Below are 16,517 nucleotides of genomic sequence, written 5' to 3'. Positions count from 1 at the left end.
CATGCTGCGATATCCCCAATTCGATCCTGTGGCAGTCCATATCGGTCCACTGGCCGTGCATTGGTACGGCTTGATGTACCTGTTCGGGTTCGGCCTGGTCTATCTGCTTGGCCGGTGGCGCATCTCACAGGGCAAGGTGCAAGGCGGCTTTACACCGCGCGATCTGGAAGATCTGATCTTCTATAGCGTGATCGGGGTGGTTGCGGGAGGCCGCCTGGGATACGTGCTGTTCTACAAGCCGGGGTATTACTTCAGCCATCCGCTGGAAATCTTCTATCTTTGGCAAGGCGGAATGTCGTTCCACGGCGGCTTGCTGGGCGTGATCCTGGTGATGCTGTTCTTTGCGCGCAAGCGCGGCGTTTCTTTTTTCACCGTGAGCGACTTCATCGCGCCACTGATTCCGCTCGCTCTAGCCATGGGGCGCTTGGGCAACTTCATCAATGGCGAGCTGTGGGGCCGGCCCTCGTCCGTGCCGTGGGCCATGGTGTTTCCGCAAAGCGGCGACGGCATTCCCCGCCATCCCTCCCAGCTTTATGAACTGGGATTGGAAGGCATCGCGCTGTTCATCGTGATGTGGTGGTTTGCGCGCAAGCCGCGACCCACCGGACAGGTGAGCGCGGTGTTCCTGATCGGCTACGGGCTTTTCCGTTTTCTGGTTGAATTCACCCGTGAGCCGGACAACTTTCTGGGTTTGCTGGCAGGCGGCCTGAGCATGGGGCAATGGCTGTCCATCCCCATGGTCGTGTTCGGCGTCCTGCTTTTCGTGCTTACTGCAAAACGATCGTCCCCGTCACGTCGACGCCAACCGTGACGGTATTGGCCTCCAGCGGCACGTCGGCAGCGGCTTCGGCCCGCGCCGCCTTGGCCATCGCCATATAAGGGCGCGGGGCCATCGCGCCACCGCCAAGCTCCAGCTTCTGCAAGCGGTAGCCCGAGAAGCCGAACGCGGATGCGGCCGCCAAGGCACGTTGCTGGAACGCCTCGGCGGCCTGTTTCAACAGCCGCCGCTCAGCGTCCGCCCGGGCCTTGGGAGAAAGGGTAAAGGCGATGTTGACGATGGCGCTCTTGTCGCCAAGCTGGCTGGCCAGCGCCGCCGCGGCAGCGAAGTCCGTGGATTCGAGGACGATGCTGCCCTCCCCCCGCCAGTCCACAAGCTTGCCTTTGTTGTTGTTGTTCGGCCATACATGGTAATTGCCGGTTCGTGCCGTCACATCGCTGGCCCCTTTGGCCCGCTTCATAAGGTCGTCCAACAGTGCATTCAGCTTCTTGCCCGCTGAAGCCTGGTCCGCCGCCTCGACCTGAGCGCCAATCGTGATCTGTACCGTATCCTGCTTGACCTCTTCGGAAGCGCCGGCTTGCAAGGTCATCACTGGACCCGCGGCCGCTGATTGCGTATCTCGGGCGGCGTCGGCCGCACCCGCCGGCGGCGCGGGCTGCGCGAAGACGGCCGCTGAAGCGAACGTGGCGGCGGAAGCAAGAGCGAGCTGGGCCGCGATGCGGGCAGGAGAAAAAACCGGCGAGCGTTTCAGCATTGGGCGTGGTCTCACGGAAGTGGTGAACAAAGAAGGCGCCATCGCAGCATATCGGGATCGGCGATGGGCCACGGCGGGGATAAGCACGCGCGCAAAGTGTAGGCCATGCAAAGATGGTGTCGCGCGATGCGGGGGAGAGGCCGGGCGGGCCTGCGCAATGCAGGCCCGCCGGATAAATGCCCCGCCTGTGCCGTCAGGACCGGCATCTCGAACCGTTAGGTTCAAGGTGGTCGCGATCGGAGGGACCTCGGGTTCGTCTGACAGAGAGACGATCACACCAGCCCCACATTCACGCAACCTGTATGCCATAAAGCATAGGTTCAGAGAATGTATGGTCCAGTCACGAACACGGCAGGGACAAACTGGAAAACCGTGCGTTGAATTCTGCAGGATCGATGTTGCGATGGTGAAGGTGGTGGCCAGGTTTTTCAAGGCCGCACGCCGCAGCGTGCCACATCGCTACAACAATTTTTCCTGCCCGGAGAGGGCGTCATCCAGCATCGAATTCATGTCTTCAATTCTACGCTTGAAGTCGCCAACCGCCAACCCGCCGAGCGGCCCATCGGGCGCTTTCATCGATAGCAGTTCGCCGGCGATCTGCAATGCGGCCATGACCGCGATGCGTTCGTTGCTCGACACCTTGCCAGTGGCCTGGATGCGTTGCATCAGCTGATCCACGTGGCGCACCGCCGCGAGCAGCGTGGGCTTTTCATCCGTCGAGCACGCAAGCGAGTACTCGCGCCCGAGGATATTGACGTCTATGCGTTCCATAACTTACTGATGTTCCTCGACCGGGGCGCCGGGCAGGCGCGCAAGCACCGCGTCGATGCGTTCGCGGGCGGCCACAGCCGCAACGCGCAGCCGCTGCAGATCGGTTTCACGCGCGTTCAAGCGGGACTGCCATTCGCTTTCGCGAGCTGCGAGCTGGTTCTCCAGCGCCTGGCGTTCCTGGGCGTGCTTCTCGAGTTCGGCCCGCAAATGAGCCTGGGCCTCTTCGGCCTGGGACAGCTTCGCAGCGAGCTCGCTGTCGTGATTCTGCAGACGGTCCTGCAACGCCTGCAGGCGCGCGTCGGCGTCATCGCAGCGTTCGCGCAGCCTGCGCGCTTCCTGCTCTGCCTGAGACAGGCGGGATCGCAGCGCATCCCGTTCGCTGTGCAGCTGTCGGGTGCGTTGCACGAGTTGCCCGATGCGGGCAGCGAGTTGGTCGAGGTCTTGCAACATGGGCGCTATCGTAAACCATTCGCAGCGCCGCCACACCGTCATATGCACGGTGTGATACATGGCAATATTCGGTAGAACCCGGGCGGCAACCCGGTTTGACGAACGGCTGTCCCTATCCTTTCGTTCAGCCCTCGCGATGCGGCGCCATGGCGTGGGCAGCGGGCTTGAACCGCCGCACGCGGATTGAACCCGCTCGCAGCCCACCGCTTTCCACGCGGGTCCTCTATATCTCTATATATATGGTGAGGCCACCGGCTCGCTCAGCAGCAGGCGCGCGAGACGGTTTGCGATGCTGCCGTGGCGAAGATGCGACGGCCCGCCACCCCAGCTTTCCCTTCTCTTTCTAGAAACTTTCAAAAAGCTTTCATTTTGCCCCGAGGGGGCTGGCTTCGTTACAACTCGGGCGGCGGAGACGTTCAATTCTAGGGAAAACCATAGGCATTCAGCCAAATTACAGGGTTTCATCCCTCCATGCCCTCAATTACCATGCAGCCATTCCAATAACTTTGAATTTACTTTCAACGAGCACACCGACACCTGAACGTTTTTTCTATCACATGCTGTATTAGGAGCAGACAATCATGCAGCTACGCAACAAACAGGACTTCTGGTCCGGGGTGATGTTTATCGCCCTCGGACTGGGATTCGCCTGGCAAGCGACCAGCTACCAGATGGGTACCGCTGCGCGCATGGGGCCGGGGTACTTTCCATTCTGGCTGGGTATCGTCCTGGCCCTGCTGGGCGCCATCGTCCTGATCGGGTCGCTTTCCGCCAAGGCGACCGAAACCCACGTCGACAAGTTCGACTGGCGCATCGCCCTGCTGGTACTGGGCTCGGTCGTGGTCTACGGCCTGGTTCTCCGTTTCCTGGGCGTCTATATCTCCGTGTTCCTGCTGGTGGTCCTCAGCAGCCTGGCCAGCCACGAGTTCAATTGGAAAGTGGCCGTGGCCAACGGAATCTTTTTGGTGGTGTTCGTCTACCTGGCCTTCATCAAGGGCCTGGGGCTGATCTTCCCGCTTTGGCCGTCCTTCATTGGCGCAAACTAAGGAGTCACGGCCATGGAATTGTTTGAACATTTGATTATGGGTTTCTCGGTCGCGGTGTCGCCCGAGAACCTGATCTATGCCCTGCTTGGGTGTCTGCTCGGTACCCTGATCGGGGTGCTGCCCGGCATCGGACCCGTGCCGACCATCGCGATGCTGCTGCCCATCACCTATGTGCTGCCGCCAGTGGCCGGCCTGATCATGCTGGCCGGCATTTATTACGGCGCGCAGTACGGCGGGTCGACCACCGCCATTCTGGTGGCGCTGCCCGGTGAAACGTCCGCCGTGGTGACCGTGCTCGATGGGCACCAGATGGCCCGCAACGGCCGCGCCGGCGCGGCACTGGCCATCGCCGCCCTGGGCTCGTTCTTCGCTGGCTGCGTGGCCACTCTGCTGCTGGCCGCGTTCGCCCCCCCGCTGGCGGAAGTGGCGTTCAAGTTCGGCCCGGCGGAATACTTCTCCCTGATGGTGCTGGGGCTGGTGGGCGCGGTCGTGCTGGCGTCGGGCTCGTTGCCCAAGGCCATCGCCATGATCCTGCTGGGCCTGCTGCTCGGCATGGTTGGCACGGACGTGAACTCGGGCGTGGCACGTTATGACTTCGGCATCCCGGAGCTGCAGGACGGCATCGACTTCGCCATCGTCGCCATGGGCGTGTTCGGCTTTGCCGAAATCATGACCAATCTGGAGCAGAAGGAAAACCGCGTCGACATCACCGACAAGATCGGCAGCCTGTACCCGAACCGCACCGAATTCAAGGAAGCCTATCCCGCCGTGATCCGCGGTACGGCGCTGGGTTCGGCGCTGGGCATTCTGCCTGGCGGCGGCGCGGTGCTGTCTTCCTTCGCGTCGTACACGCTGGAGAAGAAGCTGTCGCGCAACCCGCAGCGTTTCGGCAAGGGCCACCCGGCCGGCCTGGCCGGCCCGGAATCGGCCAACAACGCCGCCGCGCAAACCTCGTTCATCCCGCTGCTGACGCTCGGCATCCCGGGCAACGCGGTGATGGCGCTGATGGTGGGCGCGATGACCATCCACAACATCCAGCCCGGCCCGCAGGTCATGAGCAGCCACCCCGAGCTGTTCTGGGGACTGATCGCCTCGATGTGGATCGGCAACCTGATGCTGGTGGTGCTGAACCTGCCGCTGATCGGCCTGTGGGTAAAGCTGCTGAAGGTGCCTTACCGCGTGCTGTACCCCGCCATTCTCGTGTTCTGCACGATCGGCGTGTACTCGCTCAACTACAACACCTTTGACATCTTCATGACGGCGGCCTTCGGTTTGATCGGCTATGTGTGGGCCAAACTGAAGTGCGAAGGCGCCCCGCTGCTGCTGGGCCTGGTGCTGGGACCGATGATGGAAGAAAACTTCCGTCGCGCCCTGCTCTTGTCCCGCGGCGATTTCGGCACCTTCTTCACGCGTCCGCTGTCCGCCACGCTGCTGGCCATGGCCGCAGCGCTGGTGCTGATCGTGGCGCTGCCGACGATCCGCAAGAAGCGCGAAGAAACCTTCGTCGAGGAAGGTTGATCGACGCCCTGCCCGCTCGCAAGGGCGGCAGGCGAATCGAAGCGCCCGGTTTATCCGGGCGCTTTTTTTTCGTGTGATCAGATAGGCGGGACGGGCGCGCCCGAGGAAGGACGCGCGGCATGAGCCCCGCTTAAGGATTAGATAGCCGTATGGTGCAGCGCACACAATCTCTTACGTTAAAGTAGGGGTTTACCCCGTCCTGAAAGCTGTGCCCTATGACCTTCGATTGGCAGAACCCCTACAGGACCTCGCGGACACCCATCTTTGCCCGCAACATTGTCGCGACGTCGCAGCCCCTGGCCGCGCAAGCCGGCCTGCGCGTTCTCGCGCAGGGGGGCAACGCCGTGGATGCCGCCATCGCGGCGGCCGCCACGCTTACCCTGACCGAACCGGTCAGCAATGGCCTGGGTTCGGACTGCTTCGCCATTGTGTGGGACGGCTCGCGCCTGCATGGCCTGAACGCATCGGGCACCGCGCCGGCGGCCTGGAGCCCCGACTATTTCAAGCGCAAGCACAACGGCCTGATTCCCATGCGGGGATGGGACAGCGTGACGGTGCCCGGCTGCGTTGCGGGCTGGGCCGCGCTGCACGAGAAGATGGGCTCCCTGTCCTTCGAGGATGTGCTGGCGCCCGCCATCGACTATGCCGAGCGCGGTTTCGCCGTATCGCCCGTCGTGCATCAGAAATGGGCGGCGCAGGCCGACCTCCTGCAGTCGTTGCCCGGTTTTGCCGAACACTTCCTGCCGCGCGGGCGCGCGCCGGCGATCGGCGAGCATTTCGTGCTGAAAGGCGCGGCCAGTACGCTCAAGCGCATCGCCGCCACGCGCGGGCGCGATTTCTATGAGGGCGAGACGGCGCACAAGCTGGTCGCCCACGCGCAGGCGCACGACGCCGCCATGACGCTGGCCGACCTGCGGGACTATCAGCCTGAGTGGGTCGCGCCGCTGGCGCAGGAGTACCGCGGCTATACCCTGCATCAGATTCCTCCCAATGGCCAGGGCATCGCGGCGCTGATCGCGCTGGGCATCCTGCGGCATTTCGACGTCGCCTCGCGCCCCGTCGATCATCCCGATACGCAGCACCTGCTGATAGAGGCGATGAAGCTGGCGTTCGCCGATGTCTACGCCCATGTGGGGGATGCGCGCCACATGCGGATCGAAGCGGAGATGATGCTGTCCGAGCCTTATCTGGCAGAACGGGCCAAGCTGATCGACATGCGCCGCGCCAAGCTTTTCACCACGGGGCATGCGCCGGTCGGCGGCACGATCTATCTGACCGCCGCCGATCGCAACGGCATGATGGTCAGCTTCATCCAATCCAACTACATGGGGTTCGGTTCAGGTGTGGTGGTGCCCGGCACCGGCGTGAGCCTGCAGAACCGCGGCCATGGCTTCAATCTGGAGGCCAACCATGCGAATGTGGTCGCCGGCGGAAAACGCCCCTTCCACACCATCATTCCCGGCTTCCTGATGAAAGAGGGCGCGCCGGTGATGAGCTTTGGCGTCATGGGCGGCAATATGCAGCCGCAGGGCCATCTGCAGACGTTGGTGCGCATGCTGGATTTCGGCCAGCAGCCGCAGGCCGCCTGCGATGCGCCGCGCTGGAAATGGAATCACGGCATCTCGGTGGATGTCGAGCGCGAGATGCCGCAACAGGTGCTGGACGCCTTGCGCGCACGCGGACACTTGCTGGAAGGACTGGAAGACCCGTACATGGACTTCGGCTCCGGTCAGTTCATCTGGCGCCTGGGCGACCCCGCCGTGGACGGCTACGTGGCGGCCAGCGATAGCCGCCGCGATGGGCTGGCAGCCGGATTCTAATCCTGGGCGCGCCAAGGGCGCGCGGCCACAACCATTTACCTACCTCTTTGCACTCGGAGATCTGCATGGCTTCCATCGGCAGTAAGACCTACGACGCGACATCGCCTCAGAAAGTGGCCTTCCTTGGCCTGGGCGTCATGGGTTTTCCCATGGCGGGACATCTGGCACGCGCCGGACATGAAGTGACCGTCTACAACCGCACGGCCGCGAAAGCGCAGGAATGGGTCAAGGAATTCGGAGGCAAGGCCGCCGCCACGCCGCGCGAGGCGGCGACGGACGCCGATATCGTTTTCGCCTGTGTCGGCAACGATGACGATTTGCGCAGCGTCGTGCTGGGGGACAACGGCGCCTTTGCCGGGATGCGGCAAGGCAGCGTCTTCGTCGATCACACCACGGCGTCGGCGCAGGTTGCGCGCGAGCTGTACGCCGAAGCACGCCAGCGCGGCCTTCAGTTCGTCGACGCGCCGGTCTCCGGCGGACAGGCCGGCGCCGTCAACGGCGTGCTGACGGTCATGTGCGGCGGCGAACCGGAAGTCTTCGAACGGATCAAGCCGGTCGCGCAGGCTTTCGGCCGGGCGGTGACGCTGGTCGGCTCGCCGGGGGCGGGGCAGCTGGCGAAAATGGTGAACCAGATCTGCATTGCCGGCATCGTGCAGGGCCTGTCCGAAGGCATCGCGTTCGGACAGGCCGCCGGCCTGGACATGAAGCTGGTGCTCGACGTCATCAGCAAGGGCGCGGCGCAAAGCTGGCAGATGGAAAACCGCGGCGGCACCATGGTGGACGACAAGTTCGATTTCGGCTTCGCGGTTGACTGGATGCGCAAGGACCTGAGCCTGGTCCTGGCCGAAGCGCGCAACAACGGCGCACGCGTGCCTTTGACGGCCCTGGTCGATCAGTTCTACGGCGATGTGCAGAAAATGGGCGGCGGACGCTGGGACACGTCCAGCCTGATCAAGCGTCTGCGCGACTGACGGCGGGCGCCGGCGAAGCGACGCGCCGGGGCCGCTCAGTAGCCTCTTTGCGGCGTCACGACGCCGCTGATCGGCTCGCCGCGCGCGAGCCGGCGCACTTTGGCGGCAATCTGGGCGACCGCCTCTTCCCGCAAGGTGCTGGCCGCAATGTGCGGCGTGATATGCACCCGGGGATGGGTCCAGAAGGGGTGTGACGGCGGCAATGGTTCGACGCCGAACACATCCAGCGTCGCACCTTCGATCCTGCCTTCCTCCAGCAAGGCGAGCAGATCGTCCTCGTTCAGGTGCGGACCGCGGCCCACGTTGATGAGGTGCGCGCCGGGCATCAACTGCGACAAGGTCTCTCGGTTGAGGATGCCGTTGGTTTCGGGCGTCAGGGGCAGCACGTTCACCAGCACCCGTGTGCGCCGCAGAAAACCGGACAACTTATCTTGGCCGGCAAAGCACTGAACACCATCGATCGAGCGCGGGCTGCGCGACCATCCCGCGACCGGGTAATCGAAGGCCGCGATCGACTGCGCCACGCGCGCACCCATTTCTCCCAGGCCCAGCACACCGACTGGCCACTGGGCGCGGCGCAGTCCGGGTAAAGGCGCCCACCGCGCGGCGGCCTGATCGGCTTCGTAGCGCCCGAAATTGCGCGATGCCCGCAACAGCGCGTACAGGGCATACTCCGCCATCTGCACCGCCATGCCCGCGTCTTCCAGCCTGACGATCTGAATATGCGGCGGCAGCTCCGGCATGGCAAGCAGCGCGTCGACGCCAGCGCCTAGGTTGAACAGCGCCTTCAGATTGGGCTCGTGCGCGAAGAGCGCGGCGGGCGGCTTCCAGACCAACGCGACATCGGCCCCGGACGGCGGACCTTGCGGGTCCCACACGGAGATTCTGCAATCCGGCAGTTCGGAGGCAAGCAGCGGCAGCCAGTCGGCGGGGTCGTTGTGAGGGCAGGCGAATAGGACGTGCATGGCGTCGGGTGCGGATGCGCGCCGGCTGGCACGCGAGGTTCAGGTACGGGCCGGGCAGGCTGCCCGAGCAAGGCGAGAACCTTATCACGAGGCGCCGCGGACGGATATCGGGGGCATCCGGCAGGCTGACGGCGCGCGCAAAAAAACCGCCGGCCCTTGCGGCGCCGGCGGCTTGTTCGACGCGCGTGGCGTCAGGCGGTCTTGGGCAGCATGGGCTTGCCGCGCTTCTTCAGCTTCCGGCGCGCGTGCGCGATGATCTGGATCAGGATCAGCAGCGCCGAGATGCCGACGAACCACGCGCTGATCGGACGCTGCAGGAAGATCATCATGTCGCCGCGCGACAGCAGCAGCGCGCGACGGAAGTTTTCTTCCACCATCGGGCCGAGCACGAAGCCGAGCAGGATGGGTGCGACGGAAAAGTCCAGCAACATGAACACCGCACCGATGACGCCGAAGGCCAGGGCCTCCCAGATCTGGAACAGGCTGTTCTGCGTGCTGAATACGCCCACCGCGATGAAGAACAGCGCGGACGGGAACAGGTAGCGATACGGCACCTGCAACAGCTTCACCCAGACACCGATCAGCGGCACGTTCAGGATGACCAGGAGCACGTTGCCGACCCAGAAGCTGGCGATCAGGCCCCAGAAGATGTCCGGGTGCTCCGTGATCAGCTGCGGACCGGGCTGGATGCCCTGAATCAGCAGGCCGCCGAGAATGAGCGCCATGACCGCGTCGCCCGGAATGCCAAGGCTCATGGTGGGAATGAAGTCCACCTGCGTCTTGGAATGCGAGGCGGCTTCGGGCGAGGCCACGCCGGCCAGCATGCCGGTTCCGAACCGCTCGGGCGTCTTCGAAATCTTGCGCTCCAGCGCGTAGGCGATGAAGGTCGTGATGGTGGGACCCGTGCCGGGCATCGCGCCGAATACCGTGCCGACCAGCGTGCCGCGAACCAGGGGCAGGAACGATTGCTTCAGCTCCTTGGCGGAGGGACGCATATCGCGCAGCCGCAGCTTGGTGCCGGTGCCGATGATGGCCATGCGGTTCACGCTCATGAGGAAGTCGGCGACGCCGAACAACCCCATGGCGATGGCGACCAGTTCGAGACCGTCCGACAGATCCAGAATGCCGAATGACAAGCGGATCGTGCCCGTGTTGACGTCCGTGCCGACAACGCCGCACAGCAGTCCGAACAGCGTCATGGCGATGCCTTTCAACGGCGACCCGCGCGACATCGTCGAGCCGGCGATCAGGCCCAGCAGCATGATGGAGAAGATTTCGGTCGGACCGAACTTGAACGCGACTTCGACCAGCAGCGGCGAGAAAAAGATCATCACCAGAATGCCGACCGAAGCCGCGAAGAACGACGCGATCATGGTGATGCCCAGCGCCGTGCCGCCCTTGCCCTGCTTGGTCAGGGGATAACCGTCCAGGCAGGTCACCGCGTGCGGCGGATGCGAGGGCAGGTTCAGCAGAATGGCCCCGATGGCGCCGCCGTACTGCGACCCATAGAAGATGCCCGCCAGCATCATGATCGCGGGAACCGGATGCATGACGTAGGTGAGCGGCAGCAGGATCGAAATGGCCGACAGCGCGCCCATGCCGGGCAGCACGCCGATGAGGTTGCCCACCAGCACGCCGAAGAACGACCACATCAGGTTATGGGGTTCGAACGCGACGCCAAAACCGTACCAGAGATCAACAAGTGCTTGATGCATGGCGTATCAACCCCACTGGAACAGCGGCAGCTGCAGTTGCAGCGCCCACCAGAACACGACCACGGCGATGACCACCATGCCCAGAGAAAGAATCAATGCCTGCTTGACCGTATTCTTCCGGTCGCCCAGCGCGGAAATGAAAGTGATGGCGAACGTGGCAGGCAGCAGGCCGCCATAGTGGCCCAGGAAAATGAAGGCCAGGATGCCCAGGATGATGCAGATCGCGCCGCGCATATCCGGCATGCCGGAGGGATGCGATGACGGAACGCTCGCGCCTTCGTCGTCCGCTTCATCCTTGGACGTGCGTGCCCCGATCGCGATCAGAATGCCGACCAGTACGAGCAGCCCGCCGACCGAGGCGGGGAAAAATCCCGGGCCCATGTGGCTTAGCGTGCCGACTTGGTAGTTCAAACCGCCATAGATCGACCCCAGGCCGATCAGGACCATCAGCATGCCGCCGTAATAGTCCTTTTTGTATTTTTTCAGTGTTTCCACCGCATTCCTCCGAGTACTAGGCTTGCACCAGCCTTTATGGGATCCGCTCAGGGTGAGCGATCCCCTCTCACGGAGCACCGTGAGCCTGGAGGGCAGAATAAGGAGGGAACCTGCTAATCCGCTTTCTATTGACTGTCGGGTTCCTGAATCCCAGGGTTATCCCCTAAGCAAGGGACCCAGAGGATGGCGCAAAGCCCCACCCCGCCACGGTCGTTCGGTTCGCCGTCGGCAAGCACGATGTCGCCGCCGTTGCGTTGCGCGTAGGCGCGCGCGATGGCAAGGCCGAGCCCGGACCCCGAGGTGGGATTGCCGCCGGCCTCGACGCCGGCGCGATCGAAGCGTTCGAAGGCGCGCGCGCGCAGCGCCGGACTGAGCCCTGCACCGTTGTCCGATACCCGCACTTCGACTCTCGCGGCCGTGCGCACCACCGACACCGTTATGCGCGCGCCGCGCGGCGCGTAATTCACCGCATTGTGGACGAGGTTGGCGATGGCTTCGTGCAGTTCGACTTCGGACCCGGCAACTGGCGCGGCCGGCCCTGTCAAGCCGCTTTCACCGGCCTCGCCGGTTTCACCGCGGACATCGCTCCAGCCCAGATCCTGCTGCTTTTCGTGCGCCAGCGGCAGATATTGCAGCACGACGTCGCGGGCCACCTGGTTCAGATCCAGCGTGCGATGAGGCGCATCGCCGCTTTGGCTGGCGTGCGCCAGCTGCAGGAGCTGTTCGGTCAATCGCCGGGTGCGCCCGAGCTGCGCCACGATGGCGCGCAGCCCGTCGCGCATCAGTTCGGGATCGCGTTCGCGCAGCGCGTACTGGGCCTGAGTCAGCATGATGGCCAGCGGTGTGCGCAACTGATGCGACGCGTCGTCCAGGAATCGCGACTGCTCCTCCAGCATGTGCCGGTGTCGCGCGATATGGTGGTTGACGGCTTCGACAAGCGGAGTGACTTCGGAAGGCACGCGCCGCGCATCCAGCGGCGTCAGATCGTCGGCCGAGCGCGCACGTATGTCGTTGCGCAGCCGCGAGAGCGGCCGCAGCGCCCAGGCAACGCCCCACCAGACCATCAGCACGACGAGCGCCAGCATGCGGCCGTCGCGCAGCAGTTCCTTGCGCCGCGCGGCGTCTTCGGCTTCGATGCGCTTGCCGGTGCTTTCTCCGACCAGAACGAGGACCTGCCTGTGCGTGCCGTGGTAATACAGGTCACGGACGATGGCCACCAGACGCACCGGATCGCTGCGATAGAGGCCGTCGTAGAACACCGGTTGTCCGTCCGAGCGCGGCCAGACCGGCGGCCGGGGCAGATCGGGCATGCCGAGCAGGGCAACGCCAGGCGCGGCGGGCGGCTGGCCGGACGGCAACGGCGGATCGATTTCCTCGATGCGGAAGTATTTACGCAGACCCGCGCGCGATTCCAGCATGACCTGCGCGTACAGCGGCGTCACCACCTGCAGCGCGCCGTCGGGCGTGAACTCGATACTGCTTTCCAGCACGCGCGCCGGCTCCAGCAAGGCGCTGTCATACGCGTCGTTTGTGATATCCGCCAGCGTCTGGTAGTCGTTCCAGCTGTCGATGACGAGCAGCGCGATGACGCCGGGAAGCAGCAAGGTGATCAACAGCGCCCGGATGCCGACGCGCGACGACCAGGGCCGGGGCGCGTCGGATGGCGCCGCGCCCCGGCGGCCCGGCAAGGATGCGGACACGGGGCGGAAGCGCCCCCCTGGGCCCGTCAACACGGAAGAGTGTCCCGCACCGGCCGGACTACTCGGCGCCAGCGGATTCGCTGGTCACGCTTTCGAGCATGTATCCCAGGCCGCGCACCGTCACAATACGGATGTCGCTGCCCGCCAGCTTCTTGCGCAAGCGGTGCAGCACGACCTCGATGGCGTCCGGGTTGGCCTCGCTATCGTGGTTGAACACCTTGCCGAACAGCTGGGACTTGTCCACGGGATAGCCGCTGCGGGTCAGCAGCGCGGCCAGGGCAGCGTGTTCACGCGGGGTGAGGAACAGGAGCGACCCGTCCAGGGTGAACGCGCGGCTTTCGCTGTCGTACGACAGCGAACCGCATTGCAGCCGCGGATGCTGCCGCCCGCGGCTGCGGCGCACGAGCGCAGTCAGGCGGGCTTCGAGTTCCTCCAGCGCGAAAGGCTTGGTGAGGAAATCGTCCGCGCCCAGGTTCAGCCCGCGCACGCGGTCCTGCAGTGCGCCTTGCGCGGTGAGGACCAGCACCGGTGTACGGTCGTCGCGGTTGCGCATTTCGCGCAGGACCACCAGGCCGTGCTTGTCCGGCAAGCGCAGATCCATCACGATCGCATCGTATTCGGTACCTGCCATGAATGCTTCGGCGGTGCGGGCGTCCGGCGCGTGATCGGGCACGAACCCGCTCTGCGCCAGCGCGCGCACCAGCCACGAAGCCATATCGCGCTCATCTTCAACCAGCAATATGCGCATGGCCGTCCGATCCTCCAGCCAGATTTTCGGCTGCGCGCTGACCATGCACCCGCTGGCGCAGATAACGCGTTTCGTGATGTCGCCTGAACAAAATGGCGGAGAGTTCGTTCAAGGCCTGGGTATAGACGTCCCGCTTGAATTCGATCACTGCGTCCAGCGGCACCCAGTACTGGCTCCATCGCCATGCGTCGAATTCGGGATGCGGCGTGGCCCGCAGGCAGACGTCGCTGTCGCGCCCTACCAGTCTTAACAGGAACCAGATCTGTTTCTGGCCTTTGTAGTGGCCGCGCCATTCCCGCCGGACGAAATGATCCGGCACGTTGTAGCGCAGCCAATCGCGTGTGCGCCCCAAAATTCGGACATGCTCGGGCTTCAGGCCCACTTCTTCGTGGAGTTCGCGGTACATGGCCTGCACCGGGCTTTCGCCATATTTGATGCCGCCCTGCGGGAATTGCCAGGCGTGTTCCCGGATCCGCTTACCCCAAAAGACCTCGTTTTTGGTGTTGACGAGAATGATGCCGACATTGGGACGGTAGCCTTCGCGGTCGAGCATGGGCCACCCCCACCAAATTCAATACAATGACGCCTGATTATACGTACCTGCCGCCTCCTGGAAACCATGCGAGCGTCCCACTATCACATCAATACACTCAAAGAAGCGCCCGCCGAGGCCGAAATCGTCAGCCATCAGCTGATGACCCGCGCCGGCATGATCCGCAAGCTGGCCGGGGGAATCTATACCTATATGCCGCTGGGCCTGCGCGTCATCCGGAAGATCGAAGCCATCGTTCGGGAAGAGATGAACGCCGCCGGCGCCATCGAGCTGCTCATGCCGGTGGTCCAGCCGGCGGAGCTTTGGCAGGAATCGGGCCGCTGGGAGCAGTACGGACCGGAATTGCTGCGCATCAAGGATCGGCATGAACGCGACTTCGTGCTGCAGCCGACGTCGGAAGAGGTCATTACCGACATCGCGCGCAACGAAATTCACAGCTGGCGCCAGCTTCCGGTGAATTTCTATCACATCCAGACCAAATTCCGGGACGAAAGGCGGCCCCGCTTCGGGCTGATGCGCGGGCGGGAATTCACCATGAAGGACGCGTATTCCTTCGACCGCGACGAAGCCGGCGCCATGCGCAGCTACGAGGCCATGTACGAGGCCTATATGCGCATTTTCCGGCGGCTGGGGCTGGAGTTTCGCGCGGTGGCGGCGGACACCGGTTCCATCGGCGGCACGCGCAGCCATGAGTTCCAGGTCATTGCCGATACCGGCGAGGACCTGATCGTCTACAACCCCGAAACGCAATACGCGGCCAATATCGAACTGGCCGAGGCCGCGCCTCTGATCGCCGCCCGCCAGCCGGCCGGCCGCGCGCTGGAAGCAGTGCCGACGCCCGGCGCGGCCAAGTGCGAGGACGTTGCCGCCCTGCTCGGCATCCCGCTGGAAACGACCGTCAAGTCCATCGTGCTCGCCACCGAGCCGGAACCGGGCGACGTGCGGATCTGGCTGCTGCTGCTGCGCGGGGATCACGCCTTGAACGAAATCAAGGCGGCCAAGGTTCCCGGCCTGGACCGGGGCTACCGTTTCGCCACCGAAGCGGAAATCGTCGAGCATTTCGGCTGCCGGCCGGGCTACCTGGGCCCCATCGGCACCGCCAAGCAGGTGCAGGTGGTGGCGGACCGCACGGTGGCCAACATGGGCGACTTCGCCTGCGGCGCCAACCGCGAGGACTACCACTTCGTCGGCGTAAATTGGGGACGCGACTTGCCCGAACCGGTCTGCGTGGCGGACTTGCGCAACGTGGTGGCAGGCGATCCGGCGCCCGACGGCCGGGGCACCCTGGTCATCCAGCGGGGCATCGAAGTCGGCCATGTGTTCTACCTGGGCACCAAATACTCGTCCGCTTTGAAGGCCACTTACCTCGACGAGACCGGGAAGCCGGCTCTGATGGAGATGGGCTGCTACGGCATCGGCATCACCCGCATCGCGGCGGCGGCGATCGAGCAGAACAACGACGCCCGCGGCATTATCTGGCCGCGCGCGCTGGCGCCCTTCGAAGTGGTCATCTGCCCGGTAGGCTGGGGCAAGAGTGAAACAGTTCGTAACGAAGCGGAGGCGCTCTACGCCGCCCTGCGTGAACGCGGCGTGGACGTCATTCTGGACGACCGCGACGCGCGTCCCGGCGTCATGTTCGCCGAGTGGGAACTGATCGGCGTCCCCCTGCGCGTAACAGTTGGAGAACGCGGACTGAAGGACGGTGTGGTGGAATTGCAGGCCCGCCGCGAGGCGGCCGCCACGACGGTCCCCGCCGACATGGCGTTTGCGCAAGTGCTGTCCAAGCTGGAAACCCTTTGATCTCCCCTTCGCCGGTCGCCGTATCCCCGGAATCGACGCTGGACATCCGTGTCTATTACGAGGACACGGATGCCGGCGGCATCGTCTTCTACGCCAATTACCTGAAATTCATGGAGCGCGGCCGTACCGAATGGCTGCGCGCGCTCGGTTTCGACCAGTCCCGGCTGGCGCGGGAATCCGGCCATGTCTTCGTGGTGCGCGGCCTGGACATGGCGTACCGCAAGCCGGCCCGGCTGGACGACGTACTGACCATCCGCTCGCGCGTCACAAAAGTGGGCCGGGCTTCGATACACTTCGCGCAGCGGGCGGAACGCAGCGGGGAACTGCTGGCAGAGGGCAACATCCAAGTGTGCTGTGTGGATGCGGGGAGCCTGAAGCCGGTGGAACTGCCTCCGGAATTGCGCGCAACACTCGAATCTATTCAGGGATAAAA

The 16,517-nt window shown here is 64.2% G+C and carries 16 protein-coding genes and 1 other RNA gene; 7 read left to right on the top strand and 10 right to left on the bottom strand.

Translation table 11 applies throughout. The features are described 5' to 3' along the window. Position 1: 1 nt before the first annotated feature. On the top strand, positions 2-811 hold the full coding sequence (gene lgt, locus CAL13_RS04735; RefSeq protein ID WP_086056351.1) for a prolipoprotein diacylglyceryl transferase: 810 nt from the start codon (positions 2-4) through the stop codon (positions 809-811). Here lgt and CAL13_RS04730 read toward each other — a convergent pair. The 4 genes from CAL13_RS04730 to CAL13_RS04715 form a co-directional block, all read right to left on the bottom strand. Continuing rightward, complete coding sequence (locus CAL13_RS04730; protein WP_420042436.1) at positions 768-1,529, bottom strand: SIMPL domain-containing protein; 762 nt, start codon at positions 1,527-1,529, stop codon at positions 768-770. The two genes, lgt and CAL13_RS04730, sit on opposite strands and share 44 nt — an antisense overlap. A gap of 177 nt (positions 1,530-1,706) precedes the next feature. Beyond that, a non-coding RNA gene (gene ssrS / locus CAL13_RS04725) (6S RNA) lies at positions 1,707-1,893 on the bottom strand. A gap of 98 nt (positions 1,894-1,991) precedes the next feature. Beyond that, positions 1,992-2,303, bottom strand: a complete 312-nt coding sequence (locus CAL13_RS04720) for a cell division protein ZapA (RefSeq protein ID WP_086056349.1) — start codon at positions 2,301-2,303, stop codon at positions 1,992-1,994. A 3-nt stretch (positions 2,304-2,306) separates the two neighbouring features. Continuing rightward, the gene (locus CAL13_RS04715) at positions 2,307-2,753 is read right to left on the bottom strand and encodes a hypothetical protein (RefSeq protein ID WP_232462511.1); all 447 of its coding nucleotides are present in this window, start codon (positions 2,751-2,753) and stop codon (positions 2,307-2,309) included. A gap of 581 nt (positions 2,754-3,334) precedes the next feature. On the opposite strand from CAL13_RS04715, the gene CAL13_RS04710 reads away from it, so the two are divergent. The 4 genes from CAL13_RS04710 to CAL13_RS04695 all read left to right on the top strand — a co-directional run bounded on the left by CAL13_RS04710 (position 3,335) and on the right by CAL13_RS04695 (position 8,108). Next, positions 3,335-3,799, top strand: coding sequence for a tripartite tricarboxylate transporter TctB family protein (locus tag CAL13_RS04710; protein ID WP_086056347.1), 465 nt, complete (start codon positions 3,335-3,337; stop codon positions 3,797-3,799). A 12-nt stretch (positions 3,800-3,811) separates the two neighbouring features. After that, entirely contained in the window at positions 3,812-5,317 is a 1,506-nt protein-coding gene (locus CAL13_RS04705) for a tripartite tricarboxylate transporter permease (RefSeq protein ID WP_086071679.1), read from the top strand. A 215-nt stretch (positions 5,318-5,532) separates the two neighbouring features. Then, positions 5,533-7,137, top strand: a complete 1,605-nt coding sequence (locus CAL13_RS04700) for a gamma-glutamyltransferase family protein (RefSeq protein ID WP_086071678.1) — start codon at positions 5,533-5,535, stop codon at positions 7,135-7,137. Positions 7,138-7,202: 65 nt separating this feature from the next. Beyond that, positions 7,203-8,108 (top strand): NAD(P)-dependent oxidoreductase, encoded by a 906-nt coding sequence (locus CAL13_RS04695; protein WP_086071677.1) that lies wholly within the window; start codon positions 7,203-7,205, stop codon positions 8,106-8,108. Positions 8,109-8,143: 35 nt separating this feature from the next. Here CAL13_RS04695 and CAL13_RS04690 read toward each other — a convergent pair whose 3' ends face one another. The 6 genes from CAL13_RS04690 to CAL13_RS04665 form a co-directional block, all read right to left on the bottom strand. Further along, positions 8,144-9,073: a 2-hydroxyacid dehydrogenase gene (locus tag CAL13_RS04690; RefSeq protein ID WP_086071676.1), complete on the bottom strand. Its 930-nt coding sequence runs from the start codon at positions 9,071-9,073 to the stop codon at positions 8,144-8,146. A 191-nt stretch (positions 9,074-9,264) separates the two neighbouring features. Then, the gene (locus CAL13_RS04685) at positions 9,265-10,788 is read right to left on the bottom strand and encodes a tripartite tricarboxylate transporter permease (protein ID WP_086056342.1); all 1,524 of its coding nucleotides are present in this window, start codon (positions 10,786-10,788) and stop codon (positions 9,265-9,267) included. Positions 10,789-10,794: 6 nt separating this feature from the next. Next, a complete protein-coding gene (locus tag CAL13_RS04680; RefSeq protein WP_086059246.1) occupies positions 10,795-11,235 on the bottom strand; it encodes a tripartite tricarboxylate transporter TctB family protein in 441 nt (146 codons plus the stop codon). A gap of 173 nt (positions 11,236-11,408) precedes the next feature. Then, positions 11,409-12,971, bottom strand: a complete 1,563-nt coding sequence (locus CAL13_RS04675) for a sensor histidine kinase (RefSeq protein ID WP_086073517.1) — start codon at positions 12,969-12,971, stop codon at positions 11,409-11,411. Positions 12,972-13,041: 70 nt separating this feature from the next. Beyond that, on the bottom strand, positions 13,042-13,731 hold the full coding sequence (locus tag CAL13_RS04670; protein ID WP_086059245.1) for a response regulator: 690 nt from the start codon (positions 13,729-13,731) through the stop codon (positions 13,042-13,044). Continuing rightward, on the bottom strand, positions 13,712-14,284 hold the full coding sequence (locus tag CAL13_RS04665; protein ID WP_086056340.1) for an RNA pyrophosphohydrolase: 573 nt from the start codon (positions 14,282-14,284) through the stop codon (positions 13,712-13,714). Before CAL13_RS04665 ends, CAL13_RS04670 begins: the two co-directional genes overlap by 20 nt. A gap of 66 nt (positions 14,285-14,350) precedes the next feature. Between CAL13_RS04665 and CAL13_RS04660 the strand changes: the two genes are divergently transcribed. Continuing rightward, on the top strand, positions 14,351-16,084 hold the full coding sequence (locus tag CAL13_RS04660; protein WP_086071675.1) for a proline--tRNA ligase: 1,734 nt from the start codon (positions 14,351-14,353) through the stop codon (positions 16,082-16,084). Further along, positions 16,084-16,515 (top strand): tol-pal system-associated acyl-CoA thioesterase, encoded by a 432-nt coding sequence (gene ybgC / locus CAL13_RS04655; RefSeq protein WP_086059244.1) that lies wholly within the window; start codon positions 16,084-16,086, stop codon positions 16,513-16,515. Before CAL13_RS04660 ends, ybgC begins: the two co-directional genes overlap by 1 nt. The last annotated feature ends 2 nt before the right edge of the window (positions 16,516-16,517 follow it).

The organism is Bordetella genomosp. 9 (assembly GCF_002119725.1).
Taxonomy (GTDB): Bacteria; Pseudomonadota; Gammaproteobacteria; order Burkholderiales; family Burkholderiaceae_B; genus Bordetella_C.
Note: the sequence above shows the minus strand (reverse complement) of the source record. Positions and strands in the feature narration are given on the sequence as shown.